Origin of the sequence: Paraburkholderia sp., from assembly GCF_034668105.1 — a bacterium.
Taxonomy (GTDB): domain Bacteria; phylum Pseudomonadota; class Gammaproteobacteria; order Burkholderiales; family Burkholderiaceae; genus Paraburkholderia.
The window spans coordinates 1-17,782 of the sequence record NZ_JAXDPY010000324.1; the positions used below are offsets into that span (position 1 = coordinate 1).

Annotated in this window: 15 protein-coding genes and 1 pseudogene; 6 read left to right on the forward strand and 10 right to left on the reverse strand. The window is 63.6% G+C overall.

The features are described 5' to 3' along the window. Positions 1 to 438: pseudogene (locus QOC89_RS14780) on the forward strand (PLP-dependent aminotransferase family protein); the annotation flags it as partial. Positions 439 to 479: 41 nt separating this feature from the next. On the opposite strand, the gene QOC89_RS14785 reads toward QOC89_RS14780, so the two are convergent. The 3 genes from QOC89_RS14785 to QOC89_RS14795 form a co-directional block, all read right to left on the reverse strand. After that, positions 480 to 1,553, reverse strand: a complete 1,074-nt coding sequence (locus tag QOC89_RS14785) for a TAXI family TRAP transporter solute-binding subunit (RefSeq protein ID WP_323045686.1) — start codon at positions 1,551 to 1,553, stop codon at positions 480 to 482. A 209-nt stretch (positions 1,554 to 1,762) separates the two neighbouring features. After that, the gene (locus QOC89_RS14790; RefSeq protein WP_323045687.1) at positions 1,763 to 2,929 is read right to left on the reverse strand and encodes a hypothetical protein; all 1,167 of its coding nucleotides are present in this window, start codon (positions 2,927 to 2,929) and stop codon (positions 1,763 to 1,765) included. Between the two features lie 470 nt (positions 2,930 to 3,399). Continuing rightward, positions 3,400 to 4,971, reverse strand: coding sequence for a DHA2 family efflux MFS transporter permease subunit (locus QOC89_RS14795; RefSeq protein WP_323045688.1), 1,572 nt, complete (start codon positions 4,969 to 4,971; stop codon positions 3,400 to 3,402). A 75-nt stretch (positions 4,972 to 5,046) separates the two neighbouring features. Here QOC89_RS14795 and QOC89_RS14800 point away from each other — a divergent pair, with 75 nt between their 5' ends. Further along, a complete protein-coding gene (locus tag QOC89_RS14800; protein ID WP_323045689.1) occupies positions 5,047 to 5,841 on the forward strand; it encodes a TetR/AcrR family transcriptional regulator in 795 nt (264 codons plus the stop codon). A 45-nt stretch (positions 5,842 to 5,886) separates the two neighbouring features. Here QOC89_RS14800 and QOC89_RS14805 read toward each other — a convergent pair whose 3' ends face one another. Continuing rightward, the gene (locus QOC89_RS14805; protein ID WP_323045690.1) at positions 5,887 to 6,609 is read right to left on the reverse strand and encodes a ribonuclease activity regulator RraA; all 723 of its coding nucleotides are present in this window, start codon (positions 6,607 to 6,609) and stop codon (positions 5,887 to 5,889) included. A gap of 465 nt (positions 6,610 to 7,074) precedes the next feature. Between QOC89_RS14805 and QOC89_RS14810 the strand changes: the two genes are divergently transcribed. Beyond that, a complete protein-coding gene (locus tag QOC89_RS14810) occupies positions 7,075 to 7,587 on the forward strand; it encodes a response regulator (protein WP_323045691.1) in 513 nt (170 codons plus the stop codon). A gap of 107 nt (positions 7,588 to 7,694) precedes the next feature. Here QOC89_RS14810 and QOC89_RS14815 read toward each other — a convergent pair whose 3' ends face one another. Together QOC89_RS14815 and QOC89_RS14820 are read right to left on the reverse strand one after the other, a co-directional pair. Beyond that, complete coding sequence (locus tag QOC89_RS14815; protein ID WP_323045692.1) at positions 7,695 to 8,294, reverse strand: Fur family transcriptional regulator; 600 nt, start codon at positions 8,292 to 8,294, stop codon at positions 7,695 to 7,697. A 122-nt stretch (positions 8,295 to 8,416) separates the two neighbouring features. Beyond that, a complete protein-coding gene (locus tag QOC89_RS14820; protein WP_323045693.1) occupies positions 8,417 to 9,043 on the reverse strand; it encodes a glutathione S-transferase family protein in 627 nt (208 codons plus the stop codon). Between the two features lie 400 nt (positions 9,044 to 9,443). Between QOC89_RS14820 and QOC89_RS14825 the strand changes: the two genes are divergently transcribed. Beyond that, positions 9,444 to 11,138: an ATP-binding domain-containing protein gene (locus QOC89_RS14825; RefSeq protein WP_323045694.1), complete on the forward strand. Its 1,695-nt coding sequence runs from the start codon at positions 9,444 to 9,446 to the stop codon at positions 11,136 to 11,138. A gap of 12 nt (positions 11,139 to 11,150) precedes the next feature. Here QOC89_RS14825 and QOC89_RS14830 read toward each other — a convergent pair whose 3' ends face one another. Beyond that, the gene (locus QOC89_RS14830; protein ID WP_323045695.1) at positions 11,151 to 12,098 is read right to left on the reverse strand and encodes a phosphoribosyltransferase; all 948 of its coding nucleotides are present in this window, start codon (positions 12,096 to 12,098) and stop codon (positions 11,151 to 11,153) included. A 300-nt stretch (positions 12,099 to 12,398) separates the two neighbouring features. Here QOC89_RS14830 and QOC89_RS14835 point away from each other — a divergent pair, with 300 nt between their 5' ends. Beyond that, positions 12,399 to 12,935, forward strand: coding sequence for a molybdopterin-dependent oxidoreductase (locus tag QOC89_RS14835; RefSeq protein WP_323045696.1), 537 nt, complete (start codon positions 12,399 to 12,401; stop codon positions 12,933 to 12,935). Beyond that, positions 12,905 to 14,764, forward strand: a complete 1,860-nt coding sequence (locus QOC89_RS14840) for a hybrid sensor histidine kinase/response regulator (protein WP_323045697.1) — start codon at positions 12,905 to 12,907, stop codon at positions 14,762 to 14,764. Before QOC89_RS14835 ends, QOC89_RS14840 begins: the two co-directional genes overlap by 31 nt. A gap of 168 nt (positions 14,765 to 14,932) precedes the next feature. Here QOC89_RS14840 and QOC89_RS14845 read toward each other — a convergent pair whose 3' ends face one another. The 3 genes from QOC89_RS14845 to QOC89_RS14855 form a co-directional block, all read right to left on the reverse strand. Further along, positions 14,933 to 15,787 carry a helix-turn-helix domain-containing protein gene (locus QOC89_RS14845; RefSeq protein WP_323045698.1) on the reverse strand — a complete coding sequence of 285 codons (855 nt, stop codon included), beginning with the start codon at positions 15,785 to 15,787 and terminating at the stop codon, positions 14,933 to 14,935. 319 nt (positions 15,788 to 16,106) lie between these two features. Further along, on the reverse strand, positions 16,107 to 17,447 hold the full coding sequence (locus QOC89_RS14850) for a type II toxin-antitoxin system HipA family toxin (RefSeq protein WP_323045699.1): 1,341 nt from the start codon (positions 17,445 to 17,447) through the stop codon (positions 16,107 to 16,109). 2 nt (positions 17,448 to 17,449) lie between these two features. Further along, entirely contained in the window at positions 17,450 to 17,704 is a 255-nt protein-coding gene (locus QOC89_RS14855; RefSeq protein WP_323045700.1) for a helix-turn-helix domain-containing protein, read from the reverse strand. Positions 17,705 to 17,782 lie beyond the last annotated feature (78 nt).

Sequence of the window (17,782 nt, forward strand, 5' to 3'; positions counted from 1 at the left end):
CGCAGTGAATGGGTCGAACCGCTGGTCGATCTGAAGCTGGCCACTTCGTTCGGCAACGGGCAACTGGCGGCGAGCGTCGTGCATCGTTTGCTGGTGGACGGCACCTATCGGCGCCATCTGGAGTCGATGCGCGCGAAGCTGGCGGACGCCATGGGCGAGACGATCAGGCGGTTGGGCTATGCGGGTCTTGAAGTGTGGACGCGGCCACGCGCCGGCATTTTCGTGTGGGCGCGCCTGCCGGATGCGCTCGACGCGGCCGATATCGCGCGTCACGCGTTAGCCGAAAGCGTGGTATTCGCGCCGGGCAATGTGTTCAGCGCGTCGCGATCGGCGGCCGGCTTCCTGCGCTTTAACGTGTCGCAGTGCAACCGCCCGAAGGTGTACGAGGCCTTGCAACGGGCGATGGACGTATCGGCCGCAGCGAGAGCGCACGCTTGAGCGTATTGGAGCACGCGCTCGTGTCAGGCGCCATTACCTGATCACTTGCATAGCAACAGCAAGCGCTCCTGATCCGTACAGGAGGAACGCGGTTTCTGCACCGCTTGCGCCGCCGTCGCGTTGAGCGCCGCACTCTTGTTCGCCAGACACGCGCGCAGATGTTTCTCGACCGGGCCGTAGTACTTCCACCCGCGTACGAGCGTAGGCAATTCCAGTTTCACCTGCTTCCATTTCGGATGCCCGTGCTCCTGCAGATTGTCGAAGTTGGCGCACAGCGAGTCGGCAAAATGATTCAGATTGCCGACGGTATCGCGCAGACCGTAATCGTAGGTGACGAGAAAGGCCTTCACGGTTAGCGTGGGGACGTCTTCCTTGAGCCAGTTCGGATAGCTGGTCGTGCGGAGCGTCGCGGGAAAATACGTCTGTTTGGCACGCACGGTTTCGGGCGCGTTGGGCTCCGCCCTTAGCGGGCGGATCTGTTGCAGCAGTTCGGGATTCATGTCGTTGAACAGTTTGGCCGGCTGCCCGACCACGATGATCGCCACGTCCACCTTCTTGACGATCAGGGCGGCCAGCGCGTCTTCGTTACTCAGGTGCTGGATGTTCTGCTCGGGAATCGACTGGCCGAACATCAGGTGATAGAGGGTCGTCGCCGATTGAGCCGTGCCGCTGCCGAGCAGGCCGACGCTAATGCTTTTGTCCTTGATGTCGGCGAAGGTTTTCATCGGCGAATCGGCGCGCACCACGACGTTAATTTCCTCGTCGTAGAGCGGCATGATGAGCCGTAGCGGCCGGATCGCCGTACCCGCATCGGCATTGCCCGCGTTGGCCATGTCGATGTAGGCCTGATACACGTCGGACTGTACCAGTGCGAGTTTCACGCCCGGCTCGAAGCGCATGCGCTGCACGTTTTCAGCCGAACCCTTCGAGGCCACCACCTCCAGGTCGATGCCCACCGGCTGCGCCACCCATTTCGACAGATCCTGGCCGAACTGGATATACGTGCCCCGTTCAGGACCGGTGACGATCTTGTAGTGCGCAGGCTCCGCGCCGGCCAACGAAGCCACCACCATCAGCAACAGCCCCAGCCATCCCGCCACAAGTCTCTTCAGCATGGTCGATCCACCTATCGGTCAGAGTTGAACAGCCTGTCGCGGGCGGCGCGCTATGCACCGATGAGGCGGCTTGCCATCTCATGTTCCAGGGGCCGCGCGTGCCCTGTCCGTCTGTTGCCGCTCAGAGGCACGCGAAACGCGAGTGCAATCGGGCGTGCCGTGATTCATGCAGTCACTCAGTCAGTCAGGCGAGGCGGTCGCGCGAACGGCTATGAAATCTGGTATCCCAACGATTGGTCGCCGGCCGGACCCTCGGTCGCGGCATGCGAGTTAAGTGGCGCCCAACCTGTTTCGCGAATCACGCGCGCGAGGATCGTCTTCGCCGTCTCGTTGCCGGTGTCGATCGTGAGCGCCTCATTGGCGTGCTGGCGTGCGCAACTCCACGACTGCTGCGCGACACACGTTTGCGCAGCCTGCAACGCGGCGTCGCGGCGCGCGGTGAGTGGCTTCAATTCCGTCAGCAGGCTTTGCGCGTCGGCGTTGCCAGGTTGCAGCGTTTGCGCCGCACCGAGCGCCGCTTGTGCCGCGGACAGATCGTTCGCGCGGAAGGCGAGGCGCGCTGCTTGCAACGCCTGCGCGGCGTCGCGGAACTGCGGCGCCGGTTTGACTACAGGCGCCGCGGCTAAGGGCGGTGCGATCGGTGAAGCTGGGATCGCGGGTGCGGCCGTGACGGGGTTGGCGGCGTTAACAGGATTAGCAGGATTCGCAGGATTCGCAGGATTAGCAGGATTAGCAGGATTAGCAGGATTAGCAGGACCGACGGGATTAGCAGGACTGACGGGATTGATGGGCGCGGCCGGCACGGCAACGGACTTACCGACTGCAGCCTGCTTCGTCGATTGAGCCGGTGCGTATGGCGCAATTGTGCCGGTCGCCGTTCTTGCATCCTGGACGTTGCCGGTGCTCTGCTCGAGGTTGCCGCTCTGCGATTCCTGGTTGTCGCTGAATAGTGCATAGGCGACATAGGCTAGCCCAATTGCGCCTAGCGCCGCGATCGCAATCAACACCCGGCGCAGCGTAAGTACGCCGCGACTGCGCGAATCCGGTGGATCGGCGAGCGGAGGAATGGGCGCATCCGGCGACGCGAGCATCGGCGCTTGTATTGGCAGCTCGGGAGGAACAGCTTCGCTAGTGACCGCCGCTTGCCCGGCGAACTCGCTTTCGTCCGGCAATGGCGGATCGAAGCTATTTTTGTGCGCTGTTTTGCTGGTGGCACTCGCGCGGCTGCCGGGAATCACTGCGCGCTTGTGCGGACCCGTGTCGAGCGGATGCACCGCGCCACAATACGGGCAATAGTCGACTTGCCGGTATAGCGCACCGCCACAGCGTTTGCATGGCGTCGGGAAACTATGGCCGAGTAGTGTCTGGGTGGACATACAGTGGACCCACCTGTGGAAAACAATGCCGTTACGACATGTTCGAGATCGTGTTGAGGCAGGAGCGATGTCCGCGGAAATCACGATCCACATGCACGGGAGAGCCTGGGGACGCAAGTCGTCGCTTGCGGTGCCGCTGGTGTCAATATGTGGCGTTTCCGCGAGAACGTCAATCGACGTTCGTACCTACTTTATGTGTGTTAGCGCACATAAAGTGGGTACGGCGAAACACTGCATATGCCGGCAGAACGAACACGCGGGTGGTTTTTTCCATTCGGCCGGGGCTGCGATGGCGCGTGAGGGAGAGCGAGCGCAGGAGTCTGCCCAACGGCATCGCGGCGATCAAAACAGAACGAGGTCGAAGCGCGTGGCGTTCGACCTCGTTAGCAAGCGCTTGCAGAAAACGCTGCTGGGAATGCTTGCAGAAAGCGCCCTTGCAGAAAACCGCTCGTGGAAAACGCGATACGAAATCAGTGCTTGCGTAGCGGATGATCTTTAAGAAGCCACGCAAGTACGAAGGCCAGCACCACCACGCAAGCGGCCGACAGATACACCGTGTGCAACGCACCGGCGAATGCCTGCAGATAATCGTCGCGCAATGCTGGAGGCAACTGGTGGATTGCCGCCGGTCCGAGCGCGTGCGGCAATTCGGTGTCGGGCGGAATCAGTTTTTCGAGGCGCCCGGCGAGGCCGTTGGAAAACACCGCACCAAAACCGGCCACGCCGATCGAGCCGCCGATCGAACGGAACAGCGTCGCGCCTGAAGTGGCCACGCCCATGTGCTTGAACTCAACCGTATTCTGCACGGCGAGAATCAGCACCTGCATCACCATGCCAAGGCCGAAACCGAGAACGCCCATGTCGATATACATCACATGAACGGGCGTATCGATCTGCAGGCGTGCGAGCAGCAGCATGGCGACGGCCACGAGAAACGTGCCCGCGATCGGGAACATGCGGTACTTGCCGATCTTGCTGATGACGCGGCCGGTCACCATCGACATCACGAACAGGCCGCCCATCATCGGCAACATCTGCATGCCGGCTTGCGTGGGCGTGGAGCCTTTGACCACCTGCAAATACAAAGGCAGGAAAGTGACCGAGCCGAACAGCGACACGCCGATGATGAAGCCGATCAGACTGCTCAGCAAAAACGTGCGCTGTTTGAAGAGTTCGAGCGGCATGATCGGTTCGATTGCGCTGCGTTCTTCGTGAATGAAACCCCAGATCGCCACCAGCCCCATGCCGAGCGTGAACCACAGTTGCGGCGAGGACCACGGCAGGATCGTGCCGCCCTGGCTCGTGAACAGGATGATGCAGGTGAGCGCGCCGGCGAGAAACGCGGCGCCCATGTAGTCGATGGTGTGCTTGACATGCCGCACGTGGGGTTTGAACACGGCGCCGATCACCACCAGCGAAATGATGCCGAGCGGCAGGTTGATATAGAAAATCCAGCGCCATGACAGATGCTCGACGAGAAAGCCGCCGAGCAGCGGGCCGATCACCGTGGCGAGACCGAACACGCCGCCGAACACGCCCTGAAAGCGGCCGCGTTCAGCGGGCGGAATCACGTCGGCGATCGCGGCCATGGTCACCACCAGCAGGCCGCCGCCGCCGAGCCCTTGTAGCGCGCGCAGCACGATCAGCTGGGTCATGTTCTGCGCGACGCCGCACAGCGCGGAGCCGACGAGGAACACGATGATCGCCGTCTGCAACACGATCTTGCGGCCGAACAGATCGCCGAATTTACCGTACAGCGGCACGACGATAGTCGAGCTGAGCAGGTAGGCGGTCACCACCCACGACAGGTTGTTGAGCCCGCCCAATTCGCCGACGATCGTGGGCAGCGCGGTCGAGACAATGGTCTGATCCAGTGCGGCGAGCAGCATGACCAGCAGCAGTGCCGGAAACAGCAGGCGGATTGGCGGATGGTCGGCGGCCTGGCTGGTGGGCTGCGGGCCTGGCTGAGCATTGGGCTGAACATCGGGCTGCACGTCGGGCTGCATCAGCTCGGTGGGTTGGGTCGTTGTCGATCGGTTCATGACACCACGGCGTTGAAATTAATTAATTTAGAGATTAATATAGGCGACATCGCATCACTCGTCAAATCGAATGCAATGGCCAGGTTTCCTTCGGATGAAAAGAAAGTGAAGAGCGCGCCGCGCGACCCAGTTGCGGCGAAGGTGCGAAAGCTTTCGAAGCCGGTGTCGGTCGAGGTGAGTGATTCCGCGCATGCTGTGAAGCCCGCACCCGTATCCACCACCGCATCCACCCGCCGTCCCGGCAGACCTTCGGGCTCGGTGCGCGGCCCGGAACAGCGCAACCGCCTGCTCGACGCCGCGCTCATCCTGTTTGCCCGGCACGGGATCGTGGATACGACGCTCGGTGAGATTGCCCGCGAGGCGGGTTTCACGCCGGCGATGATGCATTACTACTTCAAGACGCGCGATCAACTACTCGACGTGCTGATCGACGAGCGTTTCGCGCCGCTGCGCTCGGCGCTCGGCGTGCCGTTTCAGGAAAATCCGGACGACCCGGTGGCGGCCATCACGCAGCTCGCGCAGCGTCTCGTTCAGGTGGCGAGCGACCACCCGTGGTTTCCCTCGTTGTGGGTGCGCGAAGTGATCAGCGACGGTGGTCTGCTGCGCCAGCGCATGCATGAACGGTTCGGCGACACGCATCAGAAAGCGTCGTTGGCCGCCATTGCGCGTTGGCAGAAGGAAGGGCGCCTGAATGCGGGACTGGAGCCGTCTCTGGTGTTCGTCTCGCTGCTAGGCCTGACGATTCTGCCGCTGGCCACGTCGAAGCTGTGGCGCAACGATCCTGTGCGGCGCAATATCGGCGGCGAGGAGATCGCCCGGCATGTAGTGGCTTTGCTGGTGCGGGGCATCGGGCCCAGTAAAGCGGGCTGAAATGGGCTGACACATCGACCGCAGACCGGCCCCACACCGGCTGACTCACACACGATTATTTTTCTGCCGCCACGTCTCGTACTCAGCCTTGGTCTTTTCGTTCGGCGGATAAGTGCCGGGCAGCGCGGCGCCCTCACGGATACGCTCGGTGAGGAACACTTCGAGTTGCTCCTGCTCGACGGCGGCCTGGGCCACTTCGGCCGCCATTTTGCGTGGGATCACCACCACGCCCTCCGCGTCGCCCACGATCACGTCGCCGGGAAACACAGCTACGCCGCCGCAGCCGATCGGCACATTGATATCCACTGCGTGATGCCGGATCAGATTCGGCGGCGCGCTGGCGCCGGCACAAAACACCGGTATGCCGAGCGCGGCGATTGTCGTGCTGTCGCGCACCGGGCCGTCGGACACCATGCCGGCCACGCCGCGCACCTGTAACCGTTGGGTGAGGATCGAGCCGAACGAGGCGCTGCCGCGCTCCCCGCGGCAATCCTGCACGAGCACATGACCGGCTGGAATCGTCTCCACACATTTGCGTTGTGCGTACTCGGGATCGGCGAATAGTTCGAGCACGTCAATGTCTTCGCGCGCGGGGATATTGCGCAACGTAAATGCCGGCCCAACCAGATTCGCGTCACTGTGTGCGGCGAGTGGCGCGACACCTTGCATGAACGTATTGCGCAAGCCGCGCTTGAACAACTGGGTGGTCAGCGTGGCGGTGCTGATATGACGGAGTGCTTCGAGCGTGGCGGAGTCGAGTTCGGACATGGTGTCGGGCGGCCTCGGATTGTTGCCGTTGTGGGGAAGATGGCGCTTGAGTGACGTGCTGTATTGCCGCGGCTGCGCTCAGCCGTGGCAATACGGCACACGATGATAGCGCCGCAGTGGATCGCGCGGCAGCCTCATGCGACCATGCCGACCCCAGCGCGGCACGCATCGTGCTGCCATAGGGGTGGACACGAACGCCCCGCATAAAACCCAGGCGCGGGAGGCGTCGCAGAAGAACCTCAATGTCAGAGAAGATGCCGGGCGGGCAAGGCGGTGCGCAAGGGTTTGCACCGGCCGTCACGGCGAATCGGGGTCGGCATCGGTTTGCCAGGACACTGGCGCCGAGAGCCGGTTTTTCATCGGCGTGCAATTTTGGCGCGTTATTGTGCGCGCGCGTTGCGCTCAGGCCATGTTTTACAATCGCGGGCCTGGATGCAACTCGACGCATGAAATCGAGTCGGAACCATGGACAGCAATATCGCAGCCGCGCAAATCGGCGGCACACAGCAGGACGATACGTTGGCCGCGTCTGTCGGCCTAACCGGTTTTTTAGAGCAACAACACAACATGAACGGAGCATTGAGACTCGATCAGGCCACGATCGTGCTCGTCGAAGACGACCGGGACAGCCGGGAATCCCTGGCATTGTTACTCGAGGCGGAAGGGGCGCATGTCGTCGCAGTGGAGGATGCGGAAGAGGGGGTCGAAGCGGCGCTGCGGCTGTTACCTGATGCCGTCGTGTGCGACCTCGATTTGCCGGCCATGGACGGCTTTTATCTGATCCAGCGGCTGCGCGACCACGAGATTCGCGGTGACCACGTACCTTCGGTGGCGGTGGCGCTCACGGGCCATACCGACGACGCTTACCGCTTGCGCAGCATCGGCGAAGGTTTTCAGCATTTCATGACCAAGCCCGCGTTGCCCGAAGACCTCGTGATGCTATTGCACGACGCGATTGACGCCCGCGCGGCGGGTTGAGCCGCTTGGCGGGCAGTGGCAGGGTCTTTTCGCCGCAGTCTGGGCGCCCGCCTGGCGCGGCCGAACCGACCGCGATCAGCTGACAAGGCTGATCGCAGGCGCCACTGTCATCTGGTGGCGGCAACGAGTGTTGCGGCACTGGCGCTCGCCGCTTCCGCCGCCTCCGCTGCCTGACAGGCGGCGCATAAACCTTTCAATTCGATTTCGTCGCTGGCAAGGCGGTAGCCTGCGTCTTCAATTTGCGCGACGAGTGCCTGGCGCAGCTTGGGCTGATGCAGTTCGGTGACGTTGCCGCATTGCTGGCAGACCACCAGAATGCCGTGCTGGCATTGCGTCAGGTCATGGCAGACGGTGAACGCATTGATCGATTCGATGCGGTGCACGAGCCCCGCCGACAACAGAAAGTCCAGCGCCCGATAAACCGTGGGCGGCGCCGAGCCGGGATGGATCTGGCGCATGTCGTCGAGCAACGAATAGGCTTTGGTGGCGCGCCCGGAATTCAGCAGCAATTCGAGCACTTTGCGGCGGATCGGCGTGAGTTTTTCGCCGCGTTCGCGGCAATACTCTTCCGCGAGAGTCAGAGCGGCTTCCTGTGATCCACCGTGCTCGCTGTGCATGTGCCCCGGCTCATGATGATGAGCGGAGGCAATGGGGGCGGCCTTATCGGCGGCGGGTGCGGACTTCGCGGCGGGCTTGGCGGTCTTCATGGGTCGATTATAAAGGCCATCGTGCTTCACTGTACCGGCCTGCTGTGCGCTTGTCCGACCCCCGCCTGCTTCCTGCCTGATAAGCCCGAGCGCCGCAGCCAGGCAAGAAGCCGCCGGATGGCTTACGTCAGCGGGAAATCGACGTATTTCTTGAAGCCCGAGCGCGTTGCAATCCGCGAATACCAGCGTTCCAGATTCGGCAGCGACGGACGTTCAACGCCGTCCAGCCCGAACCAGCGTTTCGCGTACGCGCCGATCACGATATCGGCGAGCGTGAACTTCTCGCCTTCGAGGAAGAAGCGGCCTTGCAGATAGTTGTCCAGCAGGCGCCACAGCAAGGTGACCGCGTTGACATCGGCGGCGAGCTTGACGTCGTCTCGCTCGGCGGCGGGCGTGCGCACGAGGGCCCAGAACACCGGGCGCTCGGCAGGTTGCAGCGTGGTCAGCGTCCAGTCGAGCCAGCGGTCGATGCTGGCGCGCAGTTTCGGCTCCGACGGATACAAAAGGCTCGATTCGCCGTATTGCAGCGCCAGATAGCGCAGGATCGAGTTCGATTCCCACAGCACGAAGTCGTCGTCGACCAGCGTCGGGATTTTCCCGGTCGGATTCATGGCCAGATAATCCGGCTCGTTGTTGCGGCCGAATTGCAGGCCCGCATCGATGCGCTCATATGGCAGCACCAGTTCGTCGCAACACCATAAGACTTTCTGTACGTTGACCGAGTTGGCGCGGCCCCAGATCGTGATCATCCGGCAAATCCTTTTCTTGACATTGACAGTTGGCAAGCCGCGCACGGCGCGCGGCGTTCGGCCAGCAACGATACACGATGCGCATGGGTTGCGCGCCGCCCGTGTGCAATCGGCCGCGTCCGGGGGTGGGCCGACGCATGACCCGGGTGGCTTCCGACTCGCGTCCCGAGTGTCGGCCAAAGCACCGGCCAAAGCACCGCCCAAGCACCGCCCAGGCACTGCCCAGGCACCGCCCAGGCACCGCCCAGACACCGCCCAAGCACCGCCAGGCACCGCCGAAGCACCGCCAGGCACCGCCCAAGCACCGCCCAAACCACCGCCCAAACCACCGCCCCAACCCACGCCGGCAACACACGTGCGTTGCGTACAATGGGCGCACCCGAATACGACGAGGCACCGCATGGCCCGCATTGTTCCCGACGACTGGAAGAGCCTCGCCGCCACCGGCGCGGCGGCACGCGAACGCGAAACCCTCGCGTTGCTGGAAGACGCGCTTCCCGATGGCTACACCGTCTATCACGGCGTGCACTGGACGCGCCTGAATCAGAACTTTTCGGTGTTCGGCGAGGCCGACTTCGTGATCGTCAGCCCGGCCGGGCGCGTGATGATCGTCGAGCAGAAAACCGGCTTCCTGCGCGAAACGCCGAAGGGACTCGTCAAGGTCTATCTTCAGACGGAACGCAATGTGGCGATCGCGCTCGCGCACACCGTCGAAACGCTGCATCGGCGTTTCACCGCGGCGTTCGGCGCGGGCACTTATTTCATTGAAGAACTGCTGTATTGCCCGGACCACATCGTCAAGGACGCGGCGATTGCCGGCGTGGATCCCGCGCGGATCGTCGACGCGACGCGCAAGGGCCGGCTTGCCGCGATCATCCGCGAAGCCTTGCCGGCCGACGAACCGCGCCTTGCCTGCGCACCGAAAATCCATCACTTTCTCGCCGACGAACTCGCGCTCACGCCCGACGCCAGCGCGCTGGTCGGTCAGGCCGGCACACTGGTCACGCGGCTGGCGGGCGGCCTCGCGAGCTGGGCGCGGCGGCTCGAGTTTGCGCCGTTCCGGCTGCGCGTGATCGGCACGGCCGGCTCCGGCAAGACGCAACTGGCGGTGCAGGTGATGAAAGACGCGGTGGCGCGCGGGCAACGGCCTTTGTACGTGTGTTTCAACCGGCCGCTCGCGGATCACATCGCGCGGGTCGCGCCGCCCGAGGCGAAGGTGGCGAACTATCACCAGCTCTGCGACTGGATCGCGCGCGACGCCGGCCGCGAGCCGGATTTCCAGTCCGGCGACGTCTTCGATCAGCTTGAAACGATTTTTGCGCAAACGCCGATCGACGCGCGTTGGCAATTCGACGTGCTGATCGTCGACGAAGGGCAGGATTTTCAGCAGCCGTGGGTGGCCGCCCTCGAGCGCCTGTTGCGGCCGGGCGCCGCGTGGTGGTGGCTCGAAGACCCCTTGCAGAATCTGTATATGCGCGAGCCGGTCGAACTGCCCGGTTGGACCACGCTGAAAGAGACCACCAACTATCGCAGCCCGCGCGACATTCTCGACTATGTGCGCGACGTGGTCGGCGCGGCGGTGCCGGTCGCGGCGGGTCTTGCGTCGGGCAGTCCGTTTGACGGCTCCGATATTTCGCTCTCCGTCTATGACGAAACGAATGCCGCCGAAGGCAGCATCGAGGCGACCAAGCGGGCAATCACGCAGGCGTTGTCGCTCGGTTTTCGCAAACAGGATATTGCGGTGCTGTCGTTTCGCGGCCGCGAAGGGTCGGCGATGACGGCTCAGGATCATCTCGGCCCGCATCGTTTGCGCAGTTTTACGGGCAAGTACGATCTGTTCGGCAACCCGGAGTATCGCGAAGGCGACGTGCTGTTCGAGTCGATCTATCGCTTCAAGGGGCAGGCGGCGCCGTGTGTGATTCTCACCGAAGTCGACTTCGATTCCTTCGACGAGCGTATCGCGCGCAAGCTGTTCGTCGGCGCCACGCGCGCGACCATGAAGCTGATCATCGTCGCTTCACAACGGGCCGCGCAGCATTTGCATCTGCGCGACGGTAAAGAGCTCAGGGAAACCAGAGAGTTCAAAGAGGCGTAAGAAGCCCGGCCTTCAGGTCCACGCCCGCGCGCCCACCAGCATCCCCGTTTGCGTGAGCGCGTCCCACCAGATCACGCGCAGCAGCGGCGCCTGCTGCGCGATCAGCAGCGCCTGCACCGGATCGCTCTCGACAAAATGCGTGACGCCGCCGCGCAACGCCGCGGCGGCCTTGTGAGCGGCGGCGCCGGCGGGACTTTCATCGTGCGTGCCGGGCGTGCGCATGACGAGGCGCATATGGCCAAAGCCGTGCCGTGCGAGCCACGCTTCGGTGCGCGGGCGATCCAGTTCGGGCCGTCCGGTAATGATCGTGCGAACCCGTTGCATGTCGATGCCGGGCAGCATTTCGAACGGCAGCAGCGCATCGCGTTCGGCGAGCGCCGCGGCCAGATCCTCGTCGTAACGCGCGAGCGGCACGTCGGGTAGCAGAATGCCGTCGAGGTCGATCGCGTAGGTGGCGTATTCGTGGTCGTCGGCCATCGCGGGCGCCGCGCCCGACTCGACGCGTTGCCAGTCTTCACGATAGCGCTCGGTATAAGCCTGGCGCTCCCACGGAAACAGCGCGAAGTAACCCCGGGCGTCGATCGCGTAATCGGGCTGCATCCGGCTCAGATCGTCGACCGCGGCGGTCAGCGTCCTGACATCGAGGCCATGCTGCTGAAGGAACGCGATGCAATCGGTCAGCGTAAAGCCGCGCCCCGCGATGTCCTCGCACAGCAGCACCTTCGAGCCCGCGGGCGGAATCGGCAGCGTCGAATCCCAGGCGGCGGTGCGCGTCTGACGGTCATAGCGCAGGAAGGCGACCGGCGTGCCGGCCGCATGCGAGACCATCAGCGCAAGCGGCGCGCCGCCACGCAGAATGCCGATCGCCAGTGTGAAACGCTCCGCCAGCAACGCGGTTTGCAGCGATTCGATCCAGCGATCGAGTTGTTCGTAAGTCAGGGGCAAAACCGGCTTGTTCATGACTCTGATGGCGTCGCGTTGCGCACGTGGAACAGGTGTCCCCAGGACGGAGAGCCGCACGCGACGCAGCGTAGCGCCAGGCCCCCCGTTTTTGAGACAAAGAAATTTGGCGATATTATGCATGCGGTTCAAAGATCGCGCGTCGCAGTGACGCGCGTCACTGGAGCGGGTGTTCCGTCAAGAACGACACCGCGGCCGGAGCCGGGCCTGGCAGATTGGCCCGCGGGGCTGGATCTGCGGCCCGGGTCAGCGCGGCGGAGCCGCCCGTAAAAATAACAAACGGTAGAAAAAGCCAGACAGATGACCAAAGTGAGCACAGCGTTGGATGGCGGGAAGAGCAGAGCGTGGGGACTGGGTCTGCTCCTCGCGCTCGCCGCGTGGGGCATGCAGGCGCAAGCGCAGGCAGAGTCGCTGCCGTTATCGCTCGATGTGACGGGCAAAATCAGCAACACCAACGACGGGGCGCATCAGTCGTATCACTTCACCGAGGCACAACTGCTCGCGCTGCCGGTCCATTCGATTACGACCGCCACCACCTGGACCCCGCGTTCCACCTTCACAGGACCGCTGCTCGCGGATATCCTGAAGACAGTCGGCGCATCCGGCAGCGCAGTCGAGATCCATACGCTCGACGACTATACGTACACCATTCCGGTGTCGGACTGCGATCGCTACGGCGTGGTCGTTGCGTACAGCATGAACGGGCGGCGCCTGAAGATCAGCGACTTCGGGCCGCTGTTTCTTATCTATCCGCGCGACGCGTTCCCCGATGAACTCACGGGCGCATTGGGCGATTCGAAATTCGTATGGCAGATCAAGGCACTCATCGTCAAATAGCGCGCCGCCCGTGGCGTCGTGTTCTCTATGTGCTGATCTGGCTGACCGCGCTCGCGGCGCCGGCCGGCGCAATCGGCTTTCTGTTGTACGCGAACCTGCTCAACCCGCGCACCACCGAACAACTGACCAGCTCATACGACGGCTTCTATTGGGATGCCGCGCAGCTGCAGATCGCCTACGCGCGTTTCGAGAACCAGCTGCTGCTGTATCAGTCCGGCGTGGACGACGACTATCAGCGGCTCATGCTGCGCTACCAGTTACTGCAGTCGAAGCTGCATGTGATGGCCGGTTCGACACGCCGTTTGACCACGCAGATCGCGTTGCTGCAACGGCAGCGGGACGAAATCCAGTCGCTCGATCATCTGCTGGACGAGATTCAGCCCGAGGTCGACGCGTTGCCGAAGAACCGTAGCCGCGCCAATCGGATCGTCGCGGTGTTGCGTCAGCATTGGAACGAGGTCAACGATCTCGCATTGAGCCGCCGTTTCGCCGACGTGGCCGACCGGGAGGCAATGAGCCGCGATTTCATCGACAAGCGCCGCATGCTGTTCGCGGGCGGCCTGTTGCTGCTGTTGCTGTCGGCGGCCGCGACCACGCTGCTGGTGTTCAACGGCCGGCGCCGCACGCGCCTGATGCATCAGCAGCACGCGGCGCTCGAAGCCGAACACCAGGCGAGCCGCGCGGCGCGCGAGGCGAGCCTCGCGAAGGACGCGTTCCTCGGCATGATCAGCCACGAACTGCGCACGCCGTTGCATGCGATCGTGTCGTCGATTGAGTTGCTGGGCTTCAACTATCACTCCGAGGCCGACCGCAAGGTGATCCAGCGGCTCGAAACCGCCGGGCGGCATCTGGAAGCCCAGATGAAAGACCTGACCGACTACGCACGGCTCGGGGCCGGCAAGCTCGAGTTGCGTCACGAGCATTTCGAGGCGCGCGAGCTGCTGGCGTCGATCGTCGACGAACACGCCATGTCGGCCGCGGCGCGCGGCCTCACGCTGGAAAGCGAGGCAAGCGGCATGAGCGGCCTCGTCGATTCCGATCCACACCGGATTCGCCAGATCGTCAACAACCTGGTCACCAACGCGATCCGTTATACCGAAGCCGGCACGGTGCGCGTGCAACTCAGGCAGCGGCCGGCGCTGCTGATCTTCGTCGTCAGCGACACGGGGCCGGGCGTGCCGCATGCGCAGATTCCGCTGATCTTTCAGGAGTTCACGCAGCTGGACGCGTCACGCGCGCGCCGTTTCGAGGGCGCGGGAATGGGGCTCACGATCGTGCAGGGACTGGTCCGGCTGTTCGGCGGCACCGTCGAGGTGGCGAGCACGGTGGGCGAGGGCACCACCTTTACGGTGACGATCCCGGTCACGCCGGTCGCGGCAACCGAACCGCCCGGCGTGGCGGCCCATGCCGAACCCGGCGGCACGCGCCCATGCGTGCTGATCGTCGACGACAACCGCCTGGTTCGCGAGTCGCTCGGCGAAATGATCGCGCACATGGATTTCGACGCGCATGCCGTTTCCAGTGCCGACGAGGCGCTCGCGTGGCTCGACGCGCATCGCTGTGACGTGGTGTTGCTCGATCTGCATATGCCGGATCGCGACGGTTATACGTTTCTTGCGGATTTTGCGGCACGCGGGGGGCCGTCGTCGGGTGTGCCGGTGATCGTGGTGAGCGCGTACGCGCCGGAGGCGAATAACGCGGGCCGTGCCGATGGGGGCGCGGCCGAAGCCGGCGTGCAGCCGTTTTTTGAAACCTTGTTGAAGCCAGTCCATTACGAGGAACTGCGCAGCGCGTTACAGCGTGCGTTGGCTGTACGGCATACGGCGTGACGCAATGCCTGACGCAATGCCTGATGCGGCGCGTGATGACGCGTGATGACGCGTGATGACGCGTGACGAAGCGTGATGAAGCGTGATGACGCATGAAGCGACGGCCGAGGGCGGCGCCGATGGAGGAGGGCTCAGCCTGAGCACACACCTTCAGACGCTTGCCTCGCTTCAGGGCCGGTTGAGGCGCTTGGACAGATCGGCGACCAGGATCGCCATGCGAGCGGGCTTTTCATAGCACGCGACATCGTAATTGCGGATCACCTGGCTGATCTCCGATTCACTGGCCTTGCCCGTCAGCAGTTCGCCGGTCAGCACGAAAATCGGCGCGTCCGGATTCTCCGATGCCCGCACGGCGCCGATCGCCGCCGCCGAAGTTTGCGAGCCGAACAGCCAGTCGATCACGATGCCGTCGAAGACCTGGGTTTGCAGTTGTTCGGCGAACGCCGCGAGGCCGTAGATCGCCACGGCCGCGAAACCGCTGCGCTCGAGATAGTCGCGCAGGTTGTCGGCGGAGGCCTGGTCGTCGTCGACTACCGCAATGGTCGGCTTGTCGGTTTCAGCGCGGCGCGGATAGATCTCGATCTTGTGGACTTCGTACGCGCTTTGGTAAAGCGTGCCGTCGTGACGCGCCACGCGCCACTGGCCGAGCTTCGAGTACGCGACGAATTCCGGGCGGCTGCCCGGTTCGAGCGCGGCGCCGACCCATGCCGTGCAGGCCAGCTCGATCGCGCCGATGCAGAACACCGCCTCCTGGGCGATCGCGCCGACCATGCCCGGATCGAGCGACTGCGCGCCGAATAGCTGGGCGGCCGGTTCGCCGAACACCTCGGCCACCTTCTTGATCTGCGAGAGGGTCCACGGGCTGTTGCCGCGCAGCTTGCGGTGTCCCTGCGAAAAACTCAGATCGAGGATGCGGCACAGCTCCGTGGTTTGCTGGCGTTTGCCGATGCCATGCCGGCTCATCAACTCGCGCACGCGCTCGGCAACGGCGATGGAGTCAGGTGAGTGTGTTTCGTTGGTCATACTGCGTGAAGGTCCGCCTTCTTGAAGGGTGGCTGTGGGGAGTGCGATACCGCACGCGCGGGCCGGCCATGCACATTGAATGGGCGCTGACGCGGCGACGTAGGGGATAGCAAATGTACCGTAAAAAGTATCGCGATTTGTGTTTTTGTATGACCGTGATCGGGTCTTTCAGTGCGTGGCGCGAGCGGAAAGACCTGGCGATTTTTTATGCATTTGGCATGACCTGCATTTTACCGATGAAACCGTACCGCATCGGTAGAGAATTATTCAGCGTCTCGAGCTGCCTTATGCGGCTGACTACGCTATGCGGCTGCCTGCCTTATGCGGGTGGCATCTTGTCGAGCCTGGCCGCCGAGCTTTTCAGACCTTTGAAGATCCGCTCGGCGACCTTGCCCGGAAACCGCTCGGGCAATTCGGACGAGACCTGCGCGATGACCTCGGGCGTCTTTTCGATCAGCCGCTGGATCAACGGCTCGGCGTTCGCGCCGTACGAGCACCTCAGCGCCATGGTGTTGAAGTGGCGCCGCTGCACGTCGCGAAAGGCGTCGTGTTTGCTGCGCGACCACATTGCCATGGCGAGCCTGGCCTTGTACCACGACCACTGGTTCGGCCCATTGCCTTCCACCGGCCAGATCGACATCACGTCGTAAAGCGGCGTCAGGCGGTACTGGCCGCCCGCCAGCAGGCGAATGCTGAAGTTCTTGGCGTGGCCGTCCGGCGCGGCCAGCATCCAGAACAGGATCTGGCTTGCCAGCAGCGTTTCGATGTCCTGTTGCGCCGAGACCGACTGCTGAAGAATCCGCGCGAGATCCAGCACGCCCGGACCGCCTTCGTTTTCGTACTTGCGATGCGACGGCACGCCGTACACCTGGCAGAAGTCTTCCTGTGGCAGGCGCAGCAGCCAGTGCCCACTCGAATGCAATTGCCGGTCGAAGCGCTCGACGCCTAGCACCCGCTGCTTGCCGAACGTCAGGATCTCGGTGTTGGCCACCGGCAGGCCATAGGCGCGCAGGATACGCAGACACAGCCATTCGTTTTCGACCGAGGTGCTGAGGTCGGCGAGCTTGTTGCCGACGAGCCCCAGCGGCAACTTGAAAATATGCGTGGTGGGCGTGGCGCCATGCGGACGTTGCCACTTGCCGTCATGCCACAGCAAGGCGGTTTTCTCCTGCGCGCCGGCGAGCGAGATGCGGAAATCGTCCGCTTCGCCGGATGCGCCGGCGGCGGGGTTGCTGACGGTGCGCGCCAGCATGGTTTCGATCTCGCTGTCGGAGAGCGGCGTGCCTTCGATCCGGTCGACCCCGGCCGGCGCGTCGTCGACCGCCAGCAACTGGACGGCGCCCACGCAATCGCGGCCGATGGCTTGCAGCAGGTCGAACGCGTCGAGCGTATCGGTCTGGTAGCGCTGGGCGATGCGCTTTCTGATTGCCTCGCTGTCGGGGAGCAGATTGTCGAAATAGTTGAGCACCCGCGGCCCTTTGTGCGCCGCGTTGCTGGGCGCGAACGGCAGCGAGAGCGAAAGTGGCCGGCCCGCGGAAGAGGCGACCCATGCGGGGTCGTAGGCGAACTCCATGGGGCCGCGGGTGGGAAGGCGCCAGACGCCGACACGCTCGCCGTTGGCCCACACCGAAAGCGCCCGCGAATGCGTTTGGCGACCCATGCTTACCACTCGATCAGAGGCGCCGGCTCAGGCACCGGCTGGTTTTTGTCGCGTACCTGCAGTTGCAGGCCGTAGGCGCCGCATAGCGCCAGCAGTTGTGTGAGGGTGAGGGCGGTGGCGTCGGTTTCCAGCGCCGAGATGCGGCTCTGGCTGATGCCGATGCGCGCGGCGGCTTCGGCCTGAGTAAGGCCGGCCTGGCGCCGGCCGGCGGCAAGCAGTTGGGCCATCTGGTCTGGCGTGGCGACGAGGTGGATCATGGTAGATTATCCGCGAGACGAATAAATGCATTTTATGCGTCACACAGATATTTGTCAAATATTCGTGTGACGCATATT